The sequence below is a fragment of the Pseudomonas sp. 18.1.10 genome (assembly GCF_024655625.1).
Lineage (GTDB): Bacteria > Pseudomonadota > Gammaproteobacteria > Pseudomonadales > Pseudomonadaceae > Aquipseudomonas.
Window position 1 is genome coordinate 1 of record NZ_JANLGL010000018.1, and the last position, 19599, is coordinate 19599.

The 19599-nt window shown below is 60.9% G+C and carries 15 protein-coding genes; 9 read left to right on the plus strand and 6 right to left on the minus strand.

Going from position 1 to position 19599, the window contains the following annotated elements:
- Window positions 1-82: 82 nt before the first annotated feature.
- The gene (locus NUV89_RS05095; RefSeq protein WP_257780530.1) at window positions 83-523 is read right to left on the minus strand and encodes a universal stress protein; all 441 of its coding nucleotides are present in this window, start codon (window positions 521-523) and stop codon (window positions 83-85) included.
- Window positions 524-628: 105 nt separating this feature from the next.
- Here NUV89_RS05095 and NUV89_RS05100 point away from each other — a divergent pair, with 105 nt between their 5' ends.
- The 7 genes from NUV89_RS05100 to NUV89_RS05130 all read left to right on the plus strand — a co-directional run bounded on the left by NUV89_RS05100 (window position 629) and on the right by NUV89_RS05130 (window position 9038).
- On the plus strand, window positions 629-1066 hold the full coding sequence (locus NUV89_RS05100) for a hypothetical protein (protein WP_257780531.1): 438 nt from the start codon (window positions 629-631) through the stop codon (window positions 1064-1066).
- Between the two features lie 485 nt (window positions 1067-1551).
- Entirely contained in the window at window positions 1552-3699 is a 2148-nt protein-coding gene (gene fadB, locus NUV89_RS05105; protein ID WP_124528031.1) for a fatty acid oxidation complex subunit alpha FadB, read from the plus strand.
- A gap of 29 nt (window positions 3700-3728) precedes the next feature.
- Window positions 3729-4904: an acetyl-CoA C-acyltransferase FadA gene (gene fadA, locus NUV89_RS05110; RefSeq protein ID WP_043047500.1), complete on the plus strand. Its 1176-nt coding sequence runs from the start codon at window positions 3729-3731 to the stop codon at window positions 4902-4904.
- A 99-nt stretch (window positions 4905-5003) separates the two neighbouring features.
- Window positions 5004-5240 carry a DUF1653 domain-containing protein gene (locus NUV89_RS05115; protein ID WP_257780532.1) on the plus strand — a complete coding sequence of 79 codons (237 nt, stop codon included), beginning with the start codon at window positions 5004-5006 and terminating at the stop codon, window positions 5238-5240.
- 114 nt (window positions 5241-5354) lie between these two features.
- Window positions 5355-7976, plus strand: a complete 2622-nt coding sequence (topA, locus tag NUV89_RS05120; RefSeq protein ID WP_017737335.1) for a type I DNA topoisomerase — start codon at window positions 5355-5357, stop codon at window positions 7974-7976.
- Window positions 7977-8152: 176 nt separating this feature from the next.
- Window positions 8153-8674, plus strand: a complete 522-nt coding sequence (locus NUV89_RS05125; RefSeq protein WP_257780533.1) for a DUF6586 family protein — start codon at window positions 8153-8155, stop codon at window positions 8672-8674.
- Window positions 8675-8804: 130 nt separating this feature from the next.
- Window positions 8805-9038: a hypothetical protein gene (locus NUV89_RS05130; protein WP_026136850.1), complete on the plus strand. Its 234-nt coding sequence runs from the start codon at window positions 8805-8807 to the stop codon at window positions 9036-9038.
- 223 nt (window positions 9039-9261) lie between these two features.
- Here NUV89_RS05130 and sulA read toward each other — a convergent pair whose 3' ends face one another.
- The gene (sulA, locus tag NUV89_RS05135) at window positions 9262-9738 is read right to left on the minus strand and encodes an SOS-induced cell division inhibitor SulA (RefSeq protein ID WP_257780534.1); all 477 of its coding nucleotides are present in this window, start codon (window positions 9736-9738) and stop codon (window positions 9262-9264) included.
- Window positions 9739-9748: 10 nt separating this feature from the next.
- A complete protein-coding gene (lexA, locus tag NUV89_RS05140; protein WP_003172575.1) occupies window positions 9749-10357 on the minus strand; it encodes a transcriptional repressor LexA in 609 nt (202 codons plus the stop codon).
- A 263-nt stretch (window positions 10358-10620) separates the two neighbouring features.
- Between lexA and NUV89_RS05145 the strand changes: the two genes are divergently transcribed.
- A complete protein-coding gene (locus NUV89_RS05145) occupies window positions 10621-11328 on the plus strand; it encodes a TetR/AcrR family transcriptional regulator (protein ID WP_110624226.1) in 708 nt (235 codons plus the stop codon).
- Window positions 11329-11473: 145 nt separating this feature from the next.
- On the plus strand, window positions 11474-12484 hold the full coding sequence (gene nagZ / locus NUV89_RS05150) for a beta-N-acetylhexosaminidase (protein ID WP_257780535.1): 1011 nt from the start codon (window positions 11474-11476) through the stop codon (window positions 12482-12484).
- Window positions 12485-12595: 111 nt separating this feature from the next.
- Here nagZ and NUV89_RS05155 read toward each other — a convergent pair whose 3' ends face one another.
- From NUV89_RS05155 to mfd, 3 genes are read right to left on the minus strand one after another with little or no spacing between them, the layout of a single operon-like run.
- Window positions 12596-15286: a DEAD/DEAH box helicase gene (locus tag NUV89_RS05155; protein WP_257780536.1), complete on the minus strand. Its 2691-nt coding sequence runs from the start codon at window positions 15284-15286 to the stop codon at window positions 12596-12598.
- Window positions 15287-15295: 9 nt separating this feature from the next.
- Window positions 15296-15865 (minus strand): peptidoglycan binding protein CsiV, encoded by a 570-nt coding sequence (locus NUV89_RS05160; protein WP_257780537.1) that lies wholly within the window; start codon window positions 15863-15865, stop codon window positions 15296-15298.
- 11 nt (window positions 15866-15876) lie between these two features.
- Window positions 15877-19326 carry a transcription-repair coupling factor gene (mfd, locus tag NUV89_RS05165; protein WP_257780538.1) on the minus strand — a complete coding sequence of 1150 codons (3450 nt, stop codon included), beginning with the start codon at window positions 19324-19326 and terminating at the stop codon, window positions 15877-15879.
- Window positions 19327-19599 lie beyond the last annotated feature (273 nt).

The following is a 19599-nucleotide window of genomic DNA, read 5'->3' on the forward strand; positions in this document are numbered from 1 at the left end:
AGCGGTGTGTCAGCCACCAGATGTTTCAACTGACAAAAAGCTTTCGCGAGCAAGCCCGCTCCCACATTGGATCTGTGTGGTCCTACGGGGTCTTTACCAACCGGACGGCCAGCACGTCACACGGCGCGCCGTGCAGTACATCATTGGCGGTGGAACCCAGCAGCAGCGCCAGGCCGTGGCGGCCATGGCTGCCGACCACGATCAGGTCGCAGGCCTTTTCCTTGGCCAGGTGGTGGATTTCCTGGCGCGGTTGGCCGTAGGTCAGGTGGCAGTCTTCTTTTTTCAAGTGTGGGTATTTGAGAATCAAGCGGTCAAGGCGCTCTTTGGCCTGATCGAATTGTTGTTGCTGCAACTGGGAAAGGTCCATTGGCACGTCACCGCCAAAGGCCATGGCCATGGGCTCGACGATGTGCACCAGCGAGAGAATGGCGCCATTGGCCAATGCAGATTCCTGTGCGCGCTTGATCACTGGATCGCACTCTTCGGTCAGATCGACAGCGACCAGAATATGTTGGTAGGGCATGAGGCGTTCCTCCAAGGGACTGCAATAAATTCAGTATGGCTGCTTTCAAGCGGATGGGGTTGCGTCAGATCAAATCCGCTCATCTAGAAATTCGGGAGTACACATATGACGGTCTGGATAGTGGTGTCAATCCTTGTGGTGGTGTTGAGCCCTCTGGCATGGCTGCGTCCGTCGCGCCATCAGAGCGGGCGCATGGCCCTGCGCATGGAGGCGCGCCGCATAGGCCTGGCCATGCAGTTGTCGCCCCAGGAGTGGCCGCACTGGCTCAAGCAGGAGCCGCCAAGCCCCTGTGCGCAGTACTGCCGGCCACGGCGTGGCAGCACACCGGCGCTGTGGAGCTACTGGCAGTTGGAGCCGGGGGTGTGGGTCAACCAATGGCGTGAAGCCTGCGTCGATGAAAAGTTGTTGCCGTATTTTTCGAGGCTGCCGGATAACGTCTACAAGATCGAGGCCGACAAGCAGATGATCGCCTTGTATTGGGGGGAGAAGGGCGAGGCGAGTGTGTTGCAGGAGATCGACACGCTACTCAAGGCCCTGGCCTGATAAACAACAGGCAATAAAAAGCCCGACATCATCATCGGGCTGGAGTTGGCCAGGCAGGCCGGTAATTTCGTGTTGCACGCGTCGGATATTCATCCAGACGCTTTACGGTTGCGGCTAGCCTAGCCGCTTATCCCGTTCTGTACAGCCATTCCCCACAACTTTTCCATTATTGATTTCGTGAATATTTGAATATTGACGAGGCCCGGGCCTGGGCTTCGGGTTCTGAACTGACTGGAAAGTCGCGTTTTTCCTAGCCTTTCGAGCGATTGACAATTGCCCGGAATTGGATGAAGGTGGCGTACCCAAATCAAACGGGCGTATGAATTGAGCGTTTGTCTGTCAGACCGCTCATACAGAACCCCGACTATCGCATTGGCGGGTGTGCCTGGCGGATTGGCCTGAACGTTGACGAAAAGCTCAATGTCCAACCAATAGGCCAGCGTCCAATGTGTACTGTTCAGCGTCCATATCGTGGAGATCAGTTGATGATTTACGAAGGTAAAGCCATCACGGTTAAGGCTCTTGAAAGCGGCATCGTCGAATTGAAATTCGACCTCAAGGGTGAGTCCGTCAACAAGTTCAACCGTCTAACCCTGAATGAATTGCGTCAGGCCGTAGACACCATCAAAGCAGATGCTTCGGTCAAGGGTGTGATCGTTTCCAGCGGCAAGGACGTGTTTATCGTCGGCGCGGACATCACCGAATTCGTCGACAACTTCAAGCTGCCCGATGCCGAGCTGGTGGCTGGCAACCTCGAAGCCAACAAGATTTTCAGCGATTTCGAAGACCTCAACGTACCGACCGTCGCTGCCATCAATGGCATCGCGTTGGGCGGCGGCCTGGAAATGTGCCTGGCGGCAGACTTCCGCGTCATGTCGGCCACGGCCAAGATCGGCTTGCCTGAAGTCAAACTGGGCATCTACCCAGGCTTTGGCGGCACCGTCCGTCTGCCGCGCATCATCGGTGCCGACAACGCCATCGAGTGGATCGCCGCCGGCAAGGAAAACCGTGCTGAAGACGCGCTGAAAGTCGGTGCCGTCGACGCCGTGGTTGCCCCGGACAAACTGGCCGAAGCCGCACTGAACCTGATAAAGGGCGCCATCAGCGGCGAATTTGACTACAAGGCCAAGCGTCAGCCGAAGCTGGAAAAACTCAAGCTCAACGCCATCGAACAAATGATGTCGTTCGAAACCGCCAAAGGTTTCGTGGCTGGCCAGGCCGGCCCGAACTACCCGGCGCCGGTTGAAGCGATCAAGACCATCCAGAAGGCGGCGAACTTCGGTCGCGACAAAGCCCTGGAAGTGGAAGCGGCAGGTTTCGTCAAGCTGGCGAAAACCTCGGCAGCCCAGAGCCTGATCGGCCTGTTCCTGAACGATCAGGAACTGAAGAAAAAGGCCAAGGCCTACGACGAAATCGCGCGCGACGTGAAACAGGCTGCCGTACTCGGCGCCGGTATCATGGGCGGCGGCATCGCCTATCAGTCGGCGTCCAAGGGCACGCCGATCCTGATGAAAGACATCAACGAGCACGGTATCGAGCAAGGCCTGGCGGAAGCCGCCAAGCTGCTGGTCGGTCGTGTGGACAAAGGTCGCATGACCGCTGCGAAGATGGCTGAAGTGCTCAACGGCATTCGTCCTACGCTGTCCTACGGCGATTTCGGCCACGTCGACCTGGTGGTCGAAGCGGTTGTCGAGAACCCGAAGGTCAAGCAGGCGGTACTGGCTGAAGTCGAAGGCCACGTGAAGGAAGACACCATCCTGGCGTCGAACACCTCGACCATTTCCATCTCGCTGCTGGCCAAGGCTCTCAAGCGTCCGGAAAACTTCGTCGGCATGCACTTCTTCAACCCGGTGCACATGATGCCGCTGGTGGAAGTGATCCGTGGCGAGAAGTCCAGCGAGCTGGCTGTTGCCACCACCGTTGCCTACGCCAAGAAAATGGGCAAGAACCCGATCGTGGTCAATGACTGCCCGGGCTTTCTGGTCAACCGCGTGTTGTTCCCGTACTTCGGCGGTTTCGCCAAGCTGGTCAGCGCCGGTGTGGACTTCGTGCGCATCGACAAAGTCATGGAAAAATTCGGCTGGCCGATGGGCCCGGCGTACCTGATGGACGTGGTCGGCATCGACACCGGCCACCATGGTCGCGACGTGATGGCTGAAGGCTTCCCGGACCGCATGAAAGACGACCGCCGCTCGGCGATTGACGCGCTCTACGAGGCCAAGCGCCTGGGCCAGAAGAACGGCAAGGGCTTCTATGCCTACGAGGCTGACAAGAAGGGCAAGCAGAAGAAAGTGGCCGATCCATCGGTTCACGAAGTACTCGCGCCTGTCATCTATGAGCAGCGTGAGGTGTCGGACGAAGACATCATCAACTGGATGATGATCGCCCTGTGCCTGGAAACCGTGCGTTGCCTGGAAGACGGCATCGTTGAAACCGCCGCCGAAGCCGATATGGGCCTGGTGTACGGTATTGGTTTCCCTCCATTCCGTGGTGGTGCGCTGCGTTACATCGATTCGATCGGTGTGGCCGAGTTCGTTGCCCTGGCTGACCAATACGCTGATTTGGGCCCGCTGTACCACCCGACCGCGAAGCTGCGTGAAATGGCCAAGAACGGCCAGAGCTTCTTCGGTTAAGCGCCCAAACGACTAGAGCGAGACTATTTATGAGCTTGAATCCAAGAGACGTCGTGATTGTGGACTTCGGTCGCACTCCGATGGGCCGCTCCAAGGGCGGCATGCACCGCAACACCCGCGCCGAAGACATGTCGGCGCACCTCATCAGCAAATTGCTGGAACGTAACGTCAAGGTCGATCCGAACGAAGTCGAGGACGTGATCTGGGGCTGCGTCAACCAGACCCTGGAGCAGGGCTGGAACATCGCGCGCATGGCGTCGCTGATGACCCAGATCCCGCACACCGCTGCCGGCCAGACCGTCAGCCGCCTGTGTGGCTCGTCGATGAGCGCGCTGCACACCGCTGCGCAAGCGATCATGACCGGTAACGGTGATGTGTTCGTGGTCGGCGGCGTGGAGCACATGGGCCACGTCAGCATGATGCACGGCGTCGATCCTAACCCGCACATGTCGCTGTACGCGGCGAAAGCCTCGGGCATGATGGGCCTGACCGCGGAAATGCTCGGCAAAATGCATGGCATCACCCGTGAAGCCCAGGACGCGTTCGGCGTGCGTTCCCACCAGCTCGCCCACAAGGCGACCGTGGAAGGCAAGTTCAAGGATGAGATCATCCCGATGAACGGTTACGACGAGAACGGTTTCCTGAAACTGTTCGACTACGATGAAACCATTCGTCCGGACACCACCCTGGAAAGCCTGGCGGCTTTGAAGCCAGCGTTCAATCCAAAGGGCGGCACCGTGACGGCGGGCACTTCGTCGCAAATCACTGACGGCGCTTCGTGCATGATCGTGATGTCGGCGCAGCGTGCCCAGGACCTGGGTATCCAGCCGCTGGCGGTGATCCGTTCGATGGCCGTGGCGGGTGTGGACCCGGCAATCATGGGCTATGGTCCAGTACCGGCCACACAAAAAGCCTTGAAGCGCGCGGGCCTGACCATCAACGACATCGACTTCTTCGAGCTCAACGAAGCTTTCGCCGCACAGGCCCTGCCAGTGCTGAAAGATCTGAAAGTGCTCGACAAGATGAACGAGAAGGTTAACCTGCACGGCGGTGCGATTGCCCTGGGCCACCCATTCGGTTGCTCCGGTGCACGTATCTCCGGCACTTTGCTTAACGTGATGAAGCAAAATGGCGGCAACCTTGGGGTTGCCACCATGTGCATTGGTCTCGGCCAAGGCATTTCCACCGTCTTCGAACGCGTCTAAGCGTTGGGTTGACGGAAGCCGGGGCCCAGTGCCCCGGTTTTTGTTTTTGGGTGGTTTTGTATTTTTTTTTTTTAACAAATTTTGTAAGAGGGCCAGAGCATGCAAGTCGAACCAGGGCTCTACCAGCATTATAAAGGTCCGCAGTACCGCGTTTTCAGTGTGGCGCGGCACTCCGAGACCGAAGAGGAAGTGGTGTTCTACCAAGCACTGTATGGCGATTACGGCTTTTGGGTGCGCCCTTTGAGCATGTTCCTGGAGACCGTCGAAGTTGACGGCGAGCAGGTCCCGCGCTTTGCTTTGGTGCAGGCCGAAGCCAGTCTTTTTTCAGGGCAATAACGGCAGGTCGCGCAGAATGCTGCGCTTGACCTCACCTTGTTGCCACTATATATAGCGTTGCCGCGACAGGCGCCAACTGCCTCTCACTTCTCGAATTCAGGAATTTTCCGATCCATGGGCAAATCGCTGGTCATTGTGGAATCCCCGGCTAAGGCCAAGACCATCAACAAGTACTTGGGTAACGAGTACGTGGTGAAGTCGAGTATCGGCCATATCCGAGACCTGCCCACCAGCGGTTCGGCTAGCGCCAGCAAGGAGCCTGCCGCCAAGCGCGGCAAGGCCGCTGCGGGCGAAGGTCCGGTGCTCACGCCTAAAGAGAAAGCGCGCAAGCAGCTGGTCTCGCGCATGGGTGTGGACCCGGATCATGGCTGGAAGGCCAAGTACGAAATCCTTCCGGGCAAGGAAAAGGTCATCGAAGAGCTGCGCCGGCTCGCCAAGGATGCCGACACCATCTATCTCGCAACGGACTTGGACCGCGAAGGGGAAGCCATTGCCTGGCACCTGCGGGAAGCCATCGGCGGTGATGACAGCCGCTACAAGCGTGTGGTGTTCAACGAAATCACCAAGAAAGCCATCCAGGAAGCCTTCTCCAAGCCGGGCGAGCTGGACATCGACCGCGTCAACGCCCAACAGGCCCGTCGTTTCCTCGACCGCGTCGTGGGCTACATGGTCTCGCCGCTGCTGTGGGCGAAGATCGCCCGTGGCCTGTCCGCCGGCCGTGTGCAATCGGTTGCGGTGAAGCTGGTGGTGGAGCGTGAGCGCGAGATCCGTGCGTTCATCCCTGAAGAGTACTGGGAAGTCCATGCCGACCTCGGCACTGCCAAGGGCGCCAACGTGCGCTTCGAAGTGGCCCGCGAGAAAGGCGAGGCCTTCAAGCCGCTGAACGAAGCCCAGGCCATGGCCGCGCTGGAGAAGCTCAAGTCTTCCAGCTACAGCATCGTCAAGCGTGAAGACAAACCGACCAGCAGCAAGCCGTCGGCGCCGTTCATCACCTCCACCCTGCAACAGGCCGCGAGCAACCGCCTGGGCTTTGGTGTGAAGAAAACCATGATGATGGCCCAGCGCTTGTACGAAGCCGGCTACATCACTTATATGCGTACTGACTCCACCAACCTGTCGCAAGACGCGGTGGCGATGGCACGTACGTATATTGAAGGCGAGTTCGGCAAGAAGTACCTGCCGGAGAACCCGAACGTCTACAGCAGCAAGGAAGGCGCACAAGAGGCTCACGAAGCGATTCGTCCTTCTGACGCCAACACCACGCCTGCCAAGCTGACCGGCATGGAGCGCGACGCTGAGCGCCTCTACGAGCTGATCTGGCGCCAATTCCTGGCCTGCCAGATGCTGCCGGCGCAATACCTGTCCACCACGGTGACGGTGGCGGCTTCCGACTTCGAGCTGCGTGCCAAGGGCCGTATCCTCAAGTTCGACGGCTACACCCGCGTGATGCCGCAAATCGCCAAGCCAGGCGACGACGACGTGCTGCCGGACATGGCCCAGGGCGATACGCTGAAACTGATCAAGCTGGATCCGTCCCAGCACTTCACCAAGCCGCCGGCCCGTTACTCGGAAGCCAGCCTGGTGAAAGAGATGGAAAAACGCGGTATCGGTCGTCCTTCGACTTATGCGGCGATCATCTCGACCATTCAGGACCGTGGCTACGTTGCCCTGCATAACCGTCGCTTCTACTCGGAAAAGATGGGCGACATCGTCACCGAGCGCCTGTCCGAGAGCTTCTCCAACCTGATGGATTACGGCTTCACCGCCGGCATGGAAGAGAACCTCGATGACGTGGCCCAGGGCGAGCGTGACTGGAAGAGCGTGCTGGACGAGTTCTACGGCGACTTCAAGAAGAAGCTCGAAGTGGCCGAAAGCCCAGAGCACGGCATGCGTGCCAACCAGCCGGTGATGACAGACATCCCGTGCCTGACGTGCGGCCGTCCGATGCAGATCCGTACTGCTTCCACTGGCGTGTTCCTCGGTTGCTCGGGCTACAGCCTGCCGCCGAAAGAGCGCTGCAAGGCCACCGTCAACCTCGTGCCCGGCGATGAAATCGCGGCTGACGACGAGGGTGAATCCGAGTCGCTGGTACTGCGTGGCAAGCACCGCTGCCCGATCTGCAGCACGGCGATGGACGCCTACCTGCTGGACGAGAAGCACAAGCTGCACATCTGCGGTAACAACCCGGATTGCAACGGCTACGAGATTGAAGAGGGCACCTACCGCATCAAGGGCTACGAAGGTCCGAGCCTGGAATGCGACAAGTGCGGCAGTGAAATGCAACTCAAGACCGGCCGCTTCGGCAAGTTCTTCGGTTGCACCAACGCGACCTGCAAGAACACCCGCAAGCTGCTGAAAAGCGGTGACGCGGCGCCGCCGAAAATGGACCCGGTGAAGATGCCGGAGCTCAAGTGCGAGAAGGTCAACGACACCTATATCCTGCGTGACGGTGCTTCGGGCCTGTTCCTGGCTGCGAGCCAGTTCCCGAAAAACCGCGAGACCCGTGCGCCGTTGGTGATGGAGATCGTGCCGCACAAGGATGAGATCGATCCTAAGTACCACTTCCTGTGTGAAGCGCCGAAGAAGGACCCGGATGGTCGCCCAGCCGTGATCCGCTACAGCCGCAAGACCAAGGAGCAGTACGTGCAGACCGAAGTGGACGGCAAGCCTACTGGCTGGAAGGCGTTCTACGACGGCGGCAAGTGGAAGGTCGAGGACAAGCGCCAGGGCGCTTGATCGACTAGTCTGACTAGGTTGTAGGGACGGGCTTGCTGTGGCGAGGGAGCTTGCTCCCGCTGGACTGCGCAGCAGGCCCAAGCTTTTGGGGGCGCTGCGCACCCCGGCGGGAGCAAGCTCCCTCGCCACATTACAAAGCCAGCATCACGCCTCTTTTCGTTGTGGAGACTGCCGTTATGGCCAACGAACTCTATACCCGTACCAATCAGAAAATTTACTTCGCGGGTTTGTCCCTGGAAGCCCTTGGCCGCGCCGAGGAAGGGAAGGAGATGAATGCCATCGCGTTGGTCCAGGCGGGGCGTGAAGCGGCATTGTTCCACCTCTACGGTGCGTTGCTGGGCTTGTGCCATGAAATCGCCGGGTTCTATCGCTTGCCCCAGGCCGGTGCGCCGCGTGCAGAGCTGATCATGACCCACGAAGTCCTGGAGACCATGGCCATCCCCGAACTGGCAGAACTGGTGGAAATGGCCCAGAGCCCCGACAGTTGGGTGGCGCGCTTGCTCAAGGCCCATGCCGATATGTTCCAGCCGCCGCGCGTTCCCCATGTGCCCAAGGGGGACGTGACCCAGCCGCTGATCGTGGCGGTTTCGTTGGAAGACGATGAGCCCAAGCCATTGAGTCGGGAAGAGCTGGAAGGCTGGCGCCAGGAACTGAAAAAGCTGGCGTTGCGGTTTCGCGAAGGCTTGAACGAGTGCTGAGGCACCCCCATTGTTCAGTCACACAGCAGAGAGCACCATTCATCATGCTGTAAAGAAACCTCTTCAGATCCTCAGCGGGGCCGGGTGGATGACTGATATAATCGCGGCCTTTCGTGGAGAACAGACTTTTATGCCAACGTCCTTTCTGGAAATTGTTGAACTGCCTGACGGCCGAATCGAGCTGCGTCGGGCTGAGGACGAGGGTTCTCTGGTGACTTTGGATTTTTCCGAGGACGCCAAGGCGTTCCTGCAAGGCCAGCACGTGGAAGTCGCAAAAGCCATGTTGAGCGTGGGTGTGCAGATGGCAGGTCGCCTGGCGGAAGGCGAGCCGGAGAAGGATGATGGGCCGCGGGTTCTGCACTGAGAACTGTGGTTAAGGTGTCTGCTGTGGTTTTACGGGCTCGCTGTGCTGAGCGGGCTTTTGCGGCGAGGGAGCTTGCTCCCGCTGGGCTGCGAAGCGGCCCTGAATAGATTGATGCGGTGTATCAGGCATTCCACGGTGTCTGGTTTTGGGGCTGCTTCGCAGCCCAGCGCGAGCAAGCTCGCTCGCCACAGCAAGCGGGCCCACCACAGTTCAGCCTGTGGCTTTATCCCAATCGAATATTCAAACTCTGAGCATCGCCCGTACGTGCGGCGCCGATCAGCTGCTGCTTGGCAGTCGCATTCAGCGGATTCAACCAACTCACCACCGTATGGCTACGGCCCAGGCGCAACGCTTCGCAGGTCAACTGCTGGGCACTTTGCGCGCCGCGCGGTTGCAGTAGCAGGATGCGCTCACGGTTGAGGCCGGCGTCCCGCAGCCAGGCCTGGGTCAGGCTGGCAGGCGGGGCGATCAGCGTCAGCCAGCGGGCGTCGTCCTGTTCCTCGCTGAGTTCGCGCAGGATTGGCGCCAGCAGGCTCAGGCAGCTCCCGGCCGCACCGCGCAACGACAATTCACTGAACGCCTCGGGCTCGGCGCTCCAGGGCGCCTCGACCGTTTCCTTGAGGATAGGCGCAAGGGGTTGGGCCATAAAGGCCTCGAACAGCGACAGTTGTGTGTGTTGCGGGGTGTGCACGAGCTGCATGATGCCTCCTTTAGCGGCGAATGACGCCGACGCTCAAGCCTTCGATCACCAGGTCCTGATCTTTCAGGTTCACTTCAATCGGGGCGAACTCAGGGTTCTCGGCCAGGAGCCAGACCTTGCTGCCTTCGCGCTTGAAGCGTTTGACGGTGACTTCATCGCCGATACGGGCGACGACGATCTGGCCATTACGGGCTTCGCGGGTGGTGTGGACGGCCAGCAGGTCGCCATCGAAGATGCCCACGTCCTTCATGCTCATGCCATGGACGCGCAACAGATAGTCGGCGCGAGGATGGAAGAAGGTCGGGTTGATGTTGCAGGATTCCTCGACGTGCTGCTGCGCCAGGATCGGCGCACCGGCGGCGACGCGACCGATGATCGGCAGGGTCGATTCGTCGGCCTTGGCTTCGAAGCCAGGGATACGAATGCCGCGTGAGGCACCCGGGGTCATCTCGATCGCGCCTTTGCGAGCGAGGGCCTTGAGGTGTTCTTCGGCGGCGTTGGGGGACTTGAATCCCAGTTCCAGCGCAATTTCCGCTCGTGTCGGCGGGTAGCCGTTGTCATCGAGGCAGCGCTTGATAAAAGCCAGAATCTCAGCTTGGCGTGGCGTCAGTTTTAGCATGTTGATCGCTCTGTCTTTTTATACAGTGACTGGGATTATATACAGTGAACTGCGCTTGGCAATCATCCTTTTCTACCACTCCGCTGGACGGTCATTCGTCACTCCTCCTACAAGCCGAAGATAGCGCTGCCTACAGACCAGGAAGGATGTGATTAAATAGCGATGAAATAGATGACTGCCCGGCCGGAAAACGGCCCCTCAGGGTTGACAAGACACAACCTGAAACGTATGTTTCAAACAAGTGTTTGTCAGGCGGAGTAGCCATGGCCCAGTCGGAAACCGTTGAACGCATTCTCGATGCTGCCGAGCAGTTGTTCGCGGAAAAAGGATTTGCTGAAACTTCATTGCGGCTCATCACCAGCAAGGCCGGGGTTAATCTCGCCGCCGTGAATTACCATTTCGGCTCGAAAAAAGCCCTGATTCAGGCCGTGTTCTCGCGCTTCCTCGGGCCGTTCTGCGCCAGTCTCGACCGCGAGCTGGAACGCCGCCAGACCAAGCCCGAAAACAAGCCAAGCCTGGAAGACCTGCTGGAAATTCTCGTCGAGCAAGCGTTGGTGGTACAGCCGCGCAGCGGCAACGACCTGTCGATCTTCATGCGTTTGCTGGGCTTGGCGTTCAGCCAGAGCCAGGGTCACTTGCGCCGTTATCTGGAAGACATGTACGGCAAGGTATTCCGTCGCTATATGTTGCTGGTCAATGAAGCCGCCCCGCGTATTCCGCCCATCGAGTTGTTCTGGCGCGTGCATTTCATGCTCGGCGCCGCCGCGTTCAGCATGTCCGGGATCAAGGCGTTGCGTGCCATTGCCGAGACCGACTTCGGGGTGAACACCTCCATCGAGCAGGTCATGCGCCTGATGGTGCCGTTCCTCGCTGCCGGCATGCGTGCCGAAACCGGGGTGACCGACCAGGCCATGGCTGCCGCGCAATTGCGCCCGCGCAGCAAATCCACGCCGGCAGTCGCCAAGGTTTGACCCTCCCGGGTGTGCGCGGCCGCTTGCATCCGCTAAGCTAGCCGCCCATGCCGAATTCAGCTATTTACTCGCAACCCGCTGTGCTCACCGTGCTCATCGCATTGGGTGAGTGCAGCGGGTTGTGTGCGTTATTTAAGGAAGGTTTATGACTGCTGCCCTGCAAGGTTCTTTGATGGTTGACGTGGCCGGCACCTGGCTGACGGCCGAGGATCGCCACCTGTTGCGCCAGCCTGAAGTGGGCGGCCTGATCATTTTTGCGCGCAATATCGAACACCCGCGTCAGGTGCGGGAGCTGAGCGCGGCGATTCGTGCCGTGCGCCCGGACCTGCTGCTGGCCGTCGATCAGGAGGGCGGTCGTGTACAGCGCCTGCGCCAGGGCTTTGTGCGCCTGCCGGCCATGCGTGCGCTGGCCGACAACCCCAACGCCGAATACCTGGCCGAACAGTGCGGCTGGATCATGGCCACTGAAGTGCTGGCCGTGGGCCTCGACCTGAGCTTTGCCCCGGTACTGGACCTGGATTACCAGCGCAGCGCCGTGGTCGGCACCCGTTCTTTCGAAGGTGACCCCGAGCGCGCCGCCGTGCTCGCCGGAGCCTTTATCCGTGGCATGAACAGCGCCGGCATGGCCGCTACCGGTAAACATTTCCCCGGACACGGTTGGGCTGAGGCCGATTCCCACGTTGCCATTCCCAATGATGAACGCAGCCTGGAAGAGATTCGCGCCAATGACCTGGTGCCTTTCGCACGCCTGAGCCAGCAACTGGCGGCAGTCATGCCCGCCCACGTCATCTACCCGCAAGTCGATGCCCAGCCCGCAGGCTTTTCGCGGCGCTGGCTGCAAGACATCCTGCGCGGTGAGTTGCAGTTTGATGGGGTGATTTTCAGCGATGACCTGTCCATGGCGGGCGCCCATGTGGTCGGCGATGCGGCCAGTCGGATCGAGGCTGCGCTGACGGCGGGTTGCGACATGGGGCTGGTGTGCAACGATCGTGCGGCGGCAGAGTTGGCATTGACTGCGGCGCAGCGGATGAAAGTGACGCCGTCGGCGCGGATTGCGCGGATGCGTGGGCAGGCGATGGCGTCGACGGATTACAAGCAGGACCCGCGGTGGTTGGCGGCGCTGACTGCGTTGCGGGATGCTCAGTTGATTGGCTGAAGACCGCGGCGCGGCGTTCGCGAGCAAGCCCGCTCCCACATTTGGCAGCATTCCAAAGTTGGAACTCGGTCGAATGTGGGAGCGGGCTTGCTCGCGAAAGCGGTCTCGAAATCAGCGCTTCTCTTGCTTATTGGGCAACGGCGCAAACAACGCCTCGATATCCTCGTTACCCAACTGCCAATCCCCCGTCGTACGCCCATCCAGCACGCCCGCCGCCAAGTCGGATTTTTCCTTCTGCAGATGCTGGATTTTCTCCTCCACCGTGCCCCGCGCAATCATCTTGTAGACGAACACCGGCTTCTCCTGACCGATGCGGTACGCGCGGTCGGTGGCCTGGTTTTCCGTGGCCGGGTTCCACCAAGGATCGTAGTGGATCACCGTGTCCGCTTCCGTCAGGTTCAGGCCCACGCCGCCGGCCTTCAGGCTGATGAGAAAAATCTGCAGCTTGCCGCTCTGGAAGTCCTTCACCGGCGTGCGCCGATCGCGGGTCTGGCCGGTCAACAGGGCGTAGGAGACGCCGCGTTTTTTCAGTTCGGCTTCGATCAGGCTGAGCATCGAGGTGAACTGCGAAAACAACAGGATTCGCCGCCCTTCGGCAAACAGTTCTTCGAGCATTTCCATCAGGCTGTCGAGCTTGCCCGAGCTGCTGCCACGGGCGGGCAGGGCGGCGTCGTTGACCAGGCGGAGGTCGCAGCACACCTGGCGCAGCTTGAGCAGCGCTTCAAGAATGATGATCTGGCTGCGCGCCACGCCCTTGCGGGTGATTTCGTCGCGCACCTTCTTGTCCATGGCCAGGCGCATGGTTTCGTATACGTCGCGCTGGGCTTCGTTGAGATCGACCCAGTGGATGATCTCGGTCTTGGGCGGCAACTCCGTGGCCACCTGTTCTTTGGTGCGGCGCAGCAGGAAGGGTTTGATCCTGCCGTTGAGGTGCTGCAATCGCACCTCACTGGCACGCTTTTCGATGGGCACGCGGTAATCGCGGTTGAAGCTCTTCACGTCGCCCAGCCAGCCTGGCAGCAGGAAGTGGAACAGCGACCACAGTTCACCCAGGTGGTTTTCCAGCGGCGTGCCGCTCAGGCACAGGCGCTGCCGCGCATTCAGTTCGCGCGCGGCCTGGGCCGCCTTGCTGTTGGGGTTCTTGATGTACTGGGCTTCGTCGAGTATCAGCACATGCAGCGGTTGGGCGGCGAGCAGTTCGATGTCCTTGGGGAGCAGGGCATAGGTGGTCAGCAGCAGGTCATAGTCCTGCAAGTTCTTGAAGTGTTTCTTACGCCCGGCGCCGTAGAGGGCCACGACCTTGAGTTGCGGGGTGAAGTGCGCCGCTTCATCGAGCCAGTTGGGGATCAGGCTGGTGGGCATCACCACCATGCACGGGCGGTCCAGGCGCCCGGCGTTTTTCTCGGTGAGAATGTGCGCCAGGGTTTGCAGGGTTTTGCCCAGGCCCATGTCGTCCGCAAGAATGCCGCCCACATCCAACTGGCGCAGCGACTGCATCCAGCTCAAGCCTTCCAGTTGATACGGGCGCAAGGTCGCGTTCAGCCCCTCGGGCGCCACGCAGGTGAAGTCCTTGATGTCGCGCAGGCGCTGGGCGAAGTTGCGGATTTTTTCGCCGCCCTCCCATTGCAGGGGCAAATCTTCCAGCGGGTTCAGGCGAATGGCGTCGGCCTTGGCCAGGCGCAAGGTGGTGGTGCCGGCTTCCTGTAGGTAAAACTCGCCGAGGGTTGCCAGCACCGGCTTCAAGCGGCCGTAGGGCAACGCCACTTGCAGCGGGCCATGGCCGTTGGGCAGGCCGGGGATATTCACCAGAATCAGCTCGTCATCACGACGGCGTGCGAGTTTTTCCGGGTTGAGGATTTCGGTGTGGGAACGCATCAGGTTCAACAGGATCGGCAGCAGGCTCAGGCGCTCGCCGTTGACGATGATCCCCAGTTCCAGGTCGAACCAATCGCGTTCGGGGCCCTCGTCGACGGTGGCGTACCAATCGTCAACGGCGCTCAGGTCGAAGCCGAAATCATCATCGATCAGCAACTCCCAGCCTTCGGCGCGCAAGGTGGGCGATACGTTCAGGGTGAAGTTCAGCCAGGCGCTGTCATTGACCATCTCGAACAGTTCGCCGGCGCTCTCCGGCAAGGCTTTGCTCTGGCGCGTGGCGATCTTGAAACCGAGCAGGCGCAGTTGTTCGCGATAGGGCTGTTCCAGCTCGGGATGGCGCTTGATCCGCAGGCTCTGGGTGTCCTGGCGGACGATGATGTCGGCGTTCTTCTGCCCGCTGACATAGTTGCCCAGGTAGTTGAACGACAGCGCCGCACGGTGCTGGATGTAACGCTGCATCTTGCCGTTGCGCGGTTCAAACGCACTGAATTCGACACTGGCCAGCCACAGGCGCGGCACCGGTGGTACGTCCTCCATGACCACTTGCGGCAGCACCACGCGGTTGTCCAGCACGGCCTGGAGTTTTTCCAGCAGCTCGGCATCCTGGGCGGCGGCGGGGTAGGCCAGGGTTTCCTGGACCTTGAGCAGCACGGCGGCGATGTGTTTGCAGTTGCTATGCACCGGGCAGGTGCAGCGGCTGTCGACGAGGATCAGCGTGCCCTTGGCCGATTCGCGCAGCGCGATGGTCTGCCGGTAGACGTTGCCGCCCGAGCCTTCGCAACTGGCGACGATGGTGCTGTCGCCGCACTCGACGATGCGCACGCGGTTCTCCAGGGCATAACGGCGCCCGCGCTCCAGGCTCTGCTCTTTAAAGCGATTGGCCCACGACGGGGCCAGGGGTTTGGTCAACTGCGACGTCAGGGACATGGCGCGTCATCAGTCCTGAACGTCGGGCGGTGGTGCACTGGGCGGCTTGGCGGTCAGCGAGGTGATCTTGACCAGCAACGCCAGGTGGCCGCCGTCCAGGTAGTTGAGCTGGTTGTTCTTGGTGCGCACGTCGGTCTGGCTCAGGTGCTCGCTGGCGATCACGCTGCCGTTGCTGTCGAACGTGTTGATCCAGAAGTTCGCGTCGATGTCGGTGAAACGGCCCAGTTGCAGGTTGAGAACACCCTCGATAGGGAATTGGCCGAACTGTTCCTGGCCGTCGGTGATGGCGATTTTCACCGGTTGCTCGCCGAGGTTTTGCTCCCAGGCCTTGTGCGCGAGCACGGTGTAGCTGTTATCGGCGCGGAGCTTGTCGACGATATTGTTCAGGCGTGGCGGGCTCAGTTTGTCGGAACCCAGGCGCACAGCCCCGGCATCCCAGTTTTCCGGGGCGGCGCGGCTGTTGATGACCGGCTCCGCATTCTGGCGCACCAGGATCATTTCCACCTGGTACGGGCTGTCGGCGAACGCCGACGGGGCCACGACCACCAACAACAGGCTCAGGATGCGGAACAGGCGCATGATGGCGTCCTTCAAACAGATTTCGGGATGAGGCGCTCAAACAGCGCCTCCAGGGTATTAAAGCGTTCTTCGGCGCGTTCCATTGGCACCATGAACTTGAACAGCGTAGCCCCTTCGAACTTGTAGCGGTTGGGCTGGCCCTGGATCAGCTTTATCAGCACCAGCGGGTCCACCGGCGTCTGCGCTTCAAACTCGATGCGCCCGCCTTGCGGCCCGGCATCGACTTTCTTGATGCCCAGCTGCTCGGCCTGCAATTTCAGCAGGGTCAGGCGCACCAGGTTCTTGGTCGGTTCCGGCAGCAGGCCGAAGCGGTCGATCATCTCGACTTGCAGGTCCTTGAGGCCTTCTTCATCGGTGGCCGAAGCAATGCGCTTGTACAGGATCAGCCGCGCGTGCACGTCGGGCAGGTAGTCTTCGGGGATCAACGCCGGCAAGCGCAGGTTGATTTCCGGGCCGCCGCCCAACGGCTGATCGAGGTTCGGCTGTTCGCCCTTGCGGATCGCTTTCACCGCCCGCTCAAGCATCTCCATATAAAGGGTGAAGCCTACCGCTTGGATCTGCCCGCTCTGGCCGTCGCCCAGCAGTTCGCCGGCGCCACGGATTTCCAGGTCGTTGGTGGCCAGCACAAAACCGGCGCCCAGGTCCTGGGTGTTGGCGATGGCTTCCAGGCGCTTCTCGGCGTCGGACGTGATCTGTTGGCGCGGCGGCGTGAGCAAATAGGCATACGCCTGGTGGTGGCTACGCCCGACGCGGCCGCGCAGCTGGTGCAGCTGCGCCAGGCCGAACTTGTCGGCGCGCTCGATGATGATGGTGTTGGCGCTCGGCACGTCGATGCCGGTCTCGATGATGGTCGAGGCGATCAGCACGTTGAAGCGCTTGTGGTAGAAGTCGCTCATCACCTGTTCGAGTTCGCGCTCGCGCATCTGCCCGTGGCCGATGGCGATACGTGCTTCCGGCACCAGCTCGGCGAGGTCGGCGGCGCATTTCTCGATGGTTTTCACATCGTTGTGCAGGTAATACACCTGCCCGCCGCGCAGCAGTTCACGCAGCAGTGCTTCCTTGACCGTGCTTTTGTTCTGCTCCATCACGAAGGTGCGCACCGACAAGCGACGCGCCGGCGGCGTGGCGATGATCGACAGGTCGCGCATGCCCGACACCGCCATGTTCAGCGTGCGCGGAATCGGTGTGGCGGTGAGGGTGAGGATATCGACTTCACTGCGCAGGGCCTTGAGCTGTTCTTTCTGGCGCACGCCGAAACGGTGTTCTTCGTCGATTATCACCAGGCCCAGGTTCTTGATCTTCACATCGTCCGACAGCAGCTTGTGAGTGCCGATCACGATGTCGATCTTGCCTTCGGCCAAGTCGGCGATGGCCGCATTCACTTCCTTGGCCGACTTGAAGCGGCTCATCACTTCCACGGTCACCGGCCAGTCGGCAAAGCGGTCGCGGAAGCTGTTGTAGTGCTGCTGGGCGAGCAGGGTGGTGGGCACCAGGATCGCTACCTGGCGGCCGCCGTGTACGGCGATGAAGGCGGCGCGCATGGCCACTTCGGTCTTGCCGAAACCCACGTCGCCACACACCAGGCGGTCCATCGGCTTGGGCGCGAGCATGTCGGCGCGCACCGCTTCGATGGTGGTTTGCTGGTCCGGGGTTTCTTCGAAGGGGAAGCCGGCGCTAAAGGTGGCGTAGTCGGCTTTCGGGTCGGCGAAGGCATAGCCTTCACGCGCTGCCCGGCGTGCATAGATGTCGAGCAGTTCGGCGGCGACGTCGCGCACTTGCTCGGCGGCCTTGCGCTTGGCTTTCTGCCAGGTCTCGGAGCCCAAGCGGTGCAACGGCGCGAGGGCATCGTCGCTGCCGGTGTAGCGGGCGATCAGGTGCAGGCTGGCCACCGGCACGTAGAGCTTGGCGCCCTCGGCGTATTCCATGGTGAGGAATTCGGCGGCCTGGTTGTCGATCTCCAGGGTTTGCAGGCCGAGGTAACGGCCGACGCCATGGTCGATATGCACCACCGGCGCGCCTTCGCGCAGTTCGGTGAGGTTCTTGATGACTGCGTCGTTGTTGGCGTCGGCGCGTTTTTCCCGGCGGCGGCGCTGCATCACGCGTTGGCCAAACAGCGGGCTCTCGGCGATCAGTGCCAGCGCCGGGTCATCCAGCAGCAAGCCTTCGTCCAGCGGCGCGATGGTGATCGCCAGGCGGTCTTTGCCTTTGACGAAGTCCGGCCAGCTGTCGACGGTTTTTGGCCGCAGCTTCAGGCGTTCCAGCAGCTCCAGCAGCACTTCGCGACGGCCGGCGGATTCGGCGGTAAACAGCACGCGGCCGGGGAAGTCGCCGAGGAAGTTGGACAGCGCTTCCAGCGGTTGCGTGGCCTTGGCCTGGATGGCCAAGTCCGGCAGCGTCCCGGCGGGAAAGCGTTCGCGGCCACTGCCGGCGTCCACGTCCTGCTGGCTGGCGACCACGCGCGGCCAGCTTTTCAGGCGGGCGAAGCAGTCTTCCACCGGCAGGAACAGCTCGGCGGGCGGCAATAAAGGCCGGGACGGATCGACGCGGCGTTCTTCGTAGCGGTTGCGCACGTCGTTCCAGAAGTTTTCCGCCGCTTGCTCGATGCCCGGCAGCGAGAACACTTGGGTGTCCTGGGGCAGGTAATCGAACAGCGTGGAGGTTTCGTCGAAGAACAGCGGCAGGTAGTACTCGATACCGGCGGGTGTAATCCCGCTGCTCAAGTCCTGGAAGATCGGGCAACGACGGAAGTCCACGTCAAAGCGTTCACGGAAGCGCGCCTTGAAGCGGGTGACCGCGTCTTTTTGCAGCGGGAATTCCCGTGCGGGCAGAAGCTTGACCGAATCCACCTTGTCGATGGAGCGCTGGTTCTCGGGGTCGAAGGTGCGCAGGGTCTCGATTTCGTCATCGAACAGGTCGATGCGATAGGGCAGTTTGCTGCCCATCGGGAACAGGTCGATCAGCGCACCGCGCACCGCGAACTCACCGTGCTCGTACACCGTGTCCACACAGCGGTAGCCGCTGGCTTCCAGGCGTGTGCGCATCTGCTCGACATCCAGCTTCTGGCCGATATCCAGCACCAGGCTGCTGCCCAGCAGGAATTTGGTCGGCGCCAGGCGATGCAGGGCTGTGGTGATCGGCACCACCAGCACGCCGTGGGCCAGTTCCGGCAGGCGGTAGAGGCTGGCGATGCGCTGGGAGATGATGTCCTGGTGCGGCGAGAACAGGTCGTAGGGCAGGGTTTCCCAGTCGGGGAAATGCAGCACCGGCAAATCGGGGGCGAAGAAGCTCAGCTCCTGCTCCAACCGTTCGGCGCTCTGGCTGTCGGCGGTTAGCAGCAGGGTAAAGCGCTTGGCTGCGCTGGCAGCCTCGGCAATGGCCAGGCTCAGGGCGGCACCGGGCAGGTTGCCCCAGTGCTGTTTGCCTGCCGCAGCAGGGAGAAGCGGTAGACGCAGGACGGGCACGGAAGGTTGAGCTCCAAGCGTTGCGACAAAGTCGGTAATTGTAACGGTGCGAGGCGCCGTCTGTCAGTTGCTGACTGAGCCTATTACGGTTTGTAGGAAATGTAGTGGCTAAGACAAACAAAGGCGGGTTTTGACTCATTATGTAGTGCAAAAACCGGCGAGGTTTTCGGAGGGTTACGGACAAGTCGGCCGCTTGGCTCAGCTAGTGGCCTTCTGGAACCCGCGTATTTACTGGGCTCCAGCGCGGTGCCTTTTTTTCGCAAGCACTTTTTG

Bases quoted from the DNA above. Each gene is read 5' to 3' on its own strand.
- sulA (WP_257780534.1), bottom strand. From the start codon at position 9,738: ATGCAGCTCGTGCACACCCCGCAACACACACAACTGTCGCTGTTCGAG.
- topA (WP_017737335.1), top strand. From the start codon at position 5,355: ATGGGCAAATCGCTGGTCATTGTGGAATCCCCGGCTAAGGCCAAGACC.
- fadA (WP_043047500.1), top strand. From the start codon at position 3,729: ATGAGCTTGAATCCAAGAGACGTCGTGATTGTGGACTTCGGTCGCACT.
- NUV89_RS05130 (WP_026136850.1), top strand. From the start codon at position 8,805: ATGCCAACGTCCTTTCTGGAAATTGTTGAACTGCCTGACGGCCGAATC.
- nagZ (WP_257780535.1), top strand. From the start codon at position 11,474: ATGACTGCTGCCCTGCAAGGTTCTTTGATGGTTGACGTGGCCGGCACC.
- lexA (WP_003172575.1), bottom strand. From the start codon at position 10,357: ATGCTAAAACTGACGCCACGCCAAGCTGAGATTCTGGCTTTTATCAAG.
- NUV89_RS05100 (WP_257780531.1), top strand. From the start codon at position 629: ATGACGGTCTGGATAGTGGTGTCAATCCTTGTGGTGGTGTTGAGCCCT.
- NUV89_RS05115 (WP_257780532.1), top strand. From the start codon at position 5,004: ATGCAAGTCGAACCAGGGCTCTACCAGCATTATAAAGGTCCGCAGTAC.
- fadB (WP_124528031.1), top strand. From the start codon at position 1,552: ATGATTTACGAAGGTAAAGCCATCACGGTTAAGGCTCTTGAAAGCGGC.
- NUV89_RS05125 (WP_257780533.1), top strand. From the start codon at position 8,153: ATGGCCAACGAACTCTATACCCGTACCAATCAGAAAATTTACTTCGCG.
- NUV89_RS05145 (WP_110624226.1), top strand. From the start codon at position 10,621: ATGGCCCAGTCGGAAACCGTTGAACGCATTCTCGATGCTGCCGAGCAG.
- NUV89_RS05160 (WP_257780537.1), bottom strand. From the start codon at position 15,865: ATGCGCCTGTTCCGCATCCTGAGCCTGTTGTTGGTGGTCGTGGCCCCG.
- NUV89_RS05155 (WP_257780536.1), bottom strand. From the start codon at position 15,286: ATGTCCCTGACGTCGCAGTTGACCAAACCCCTGGCCCCGTCGTGGGCC.
- NUV89_RS05095 (WP_257780530.1), bottom strand. From the start codon at position 523: ATGCCCTACCAACATATTCTGGTCGCTGTCGATCTGACCGAAGAGTGC.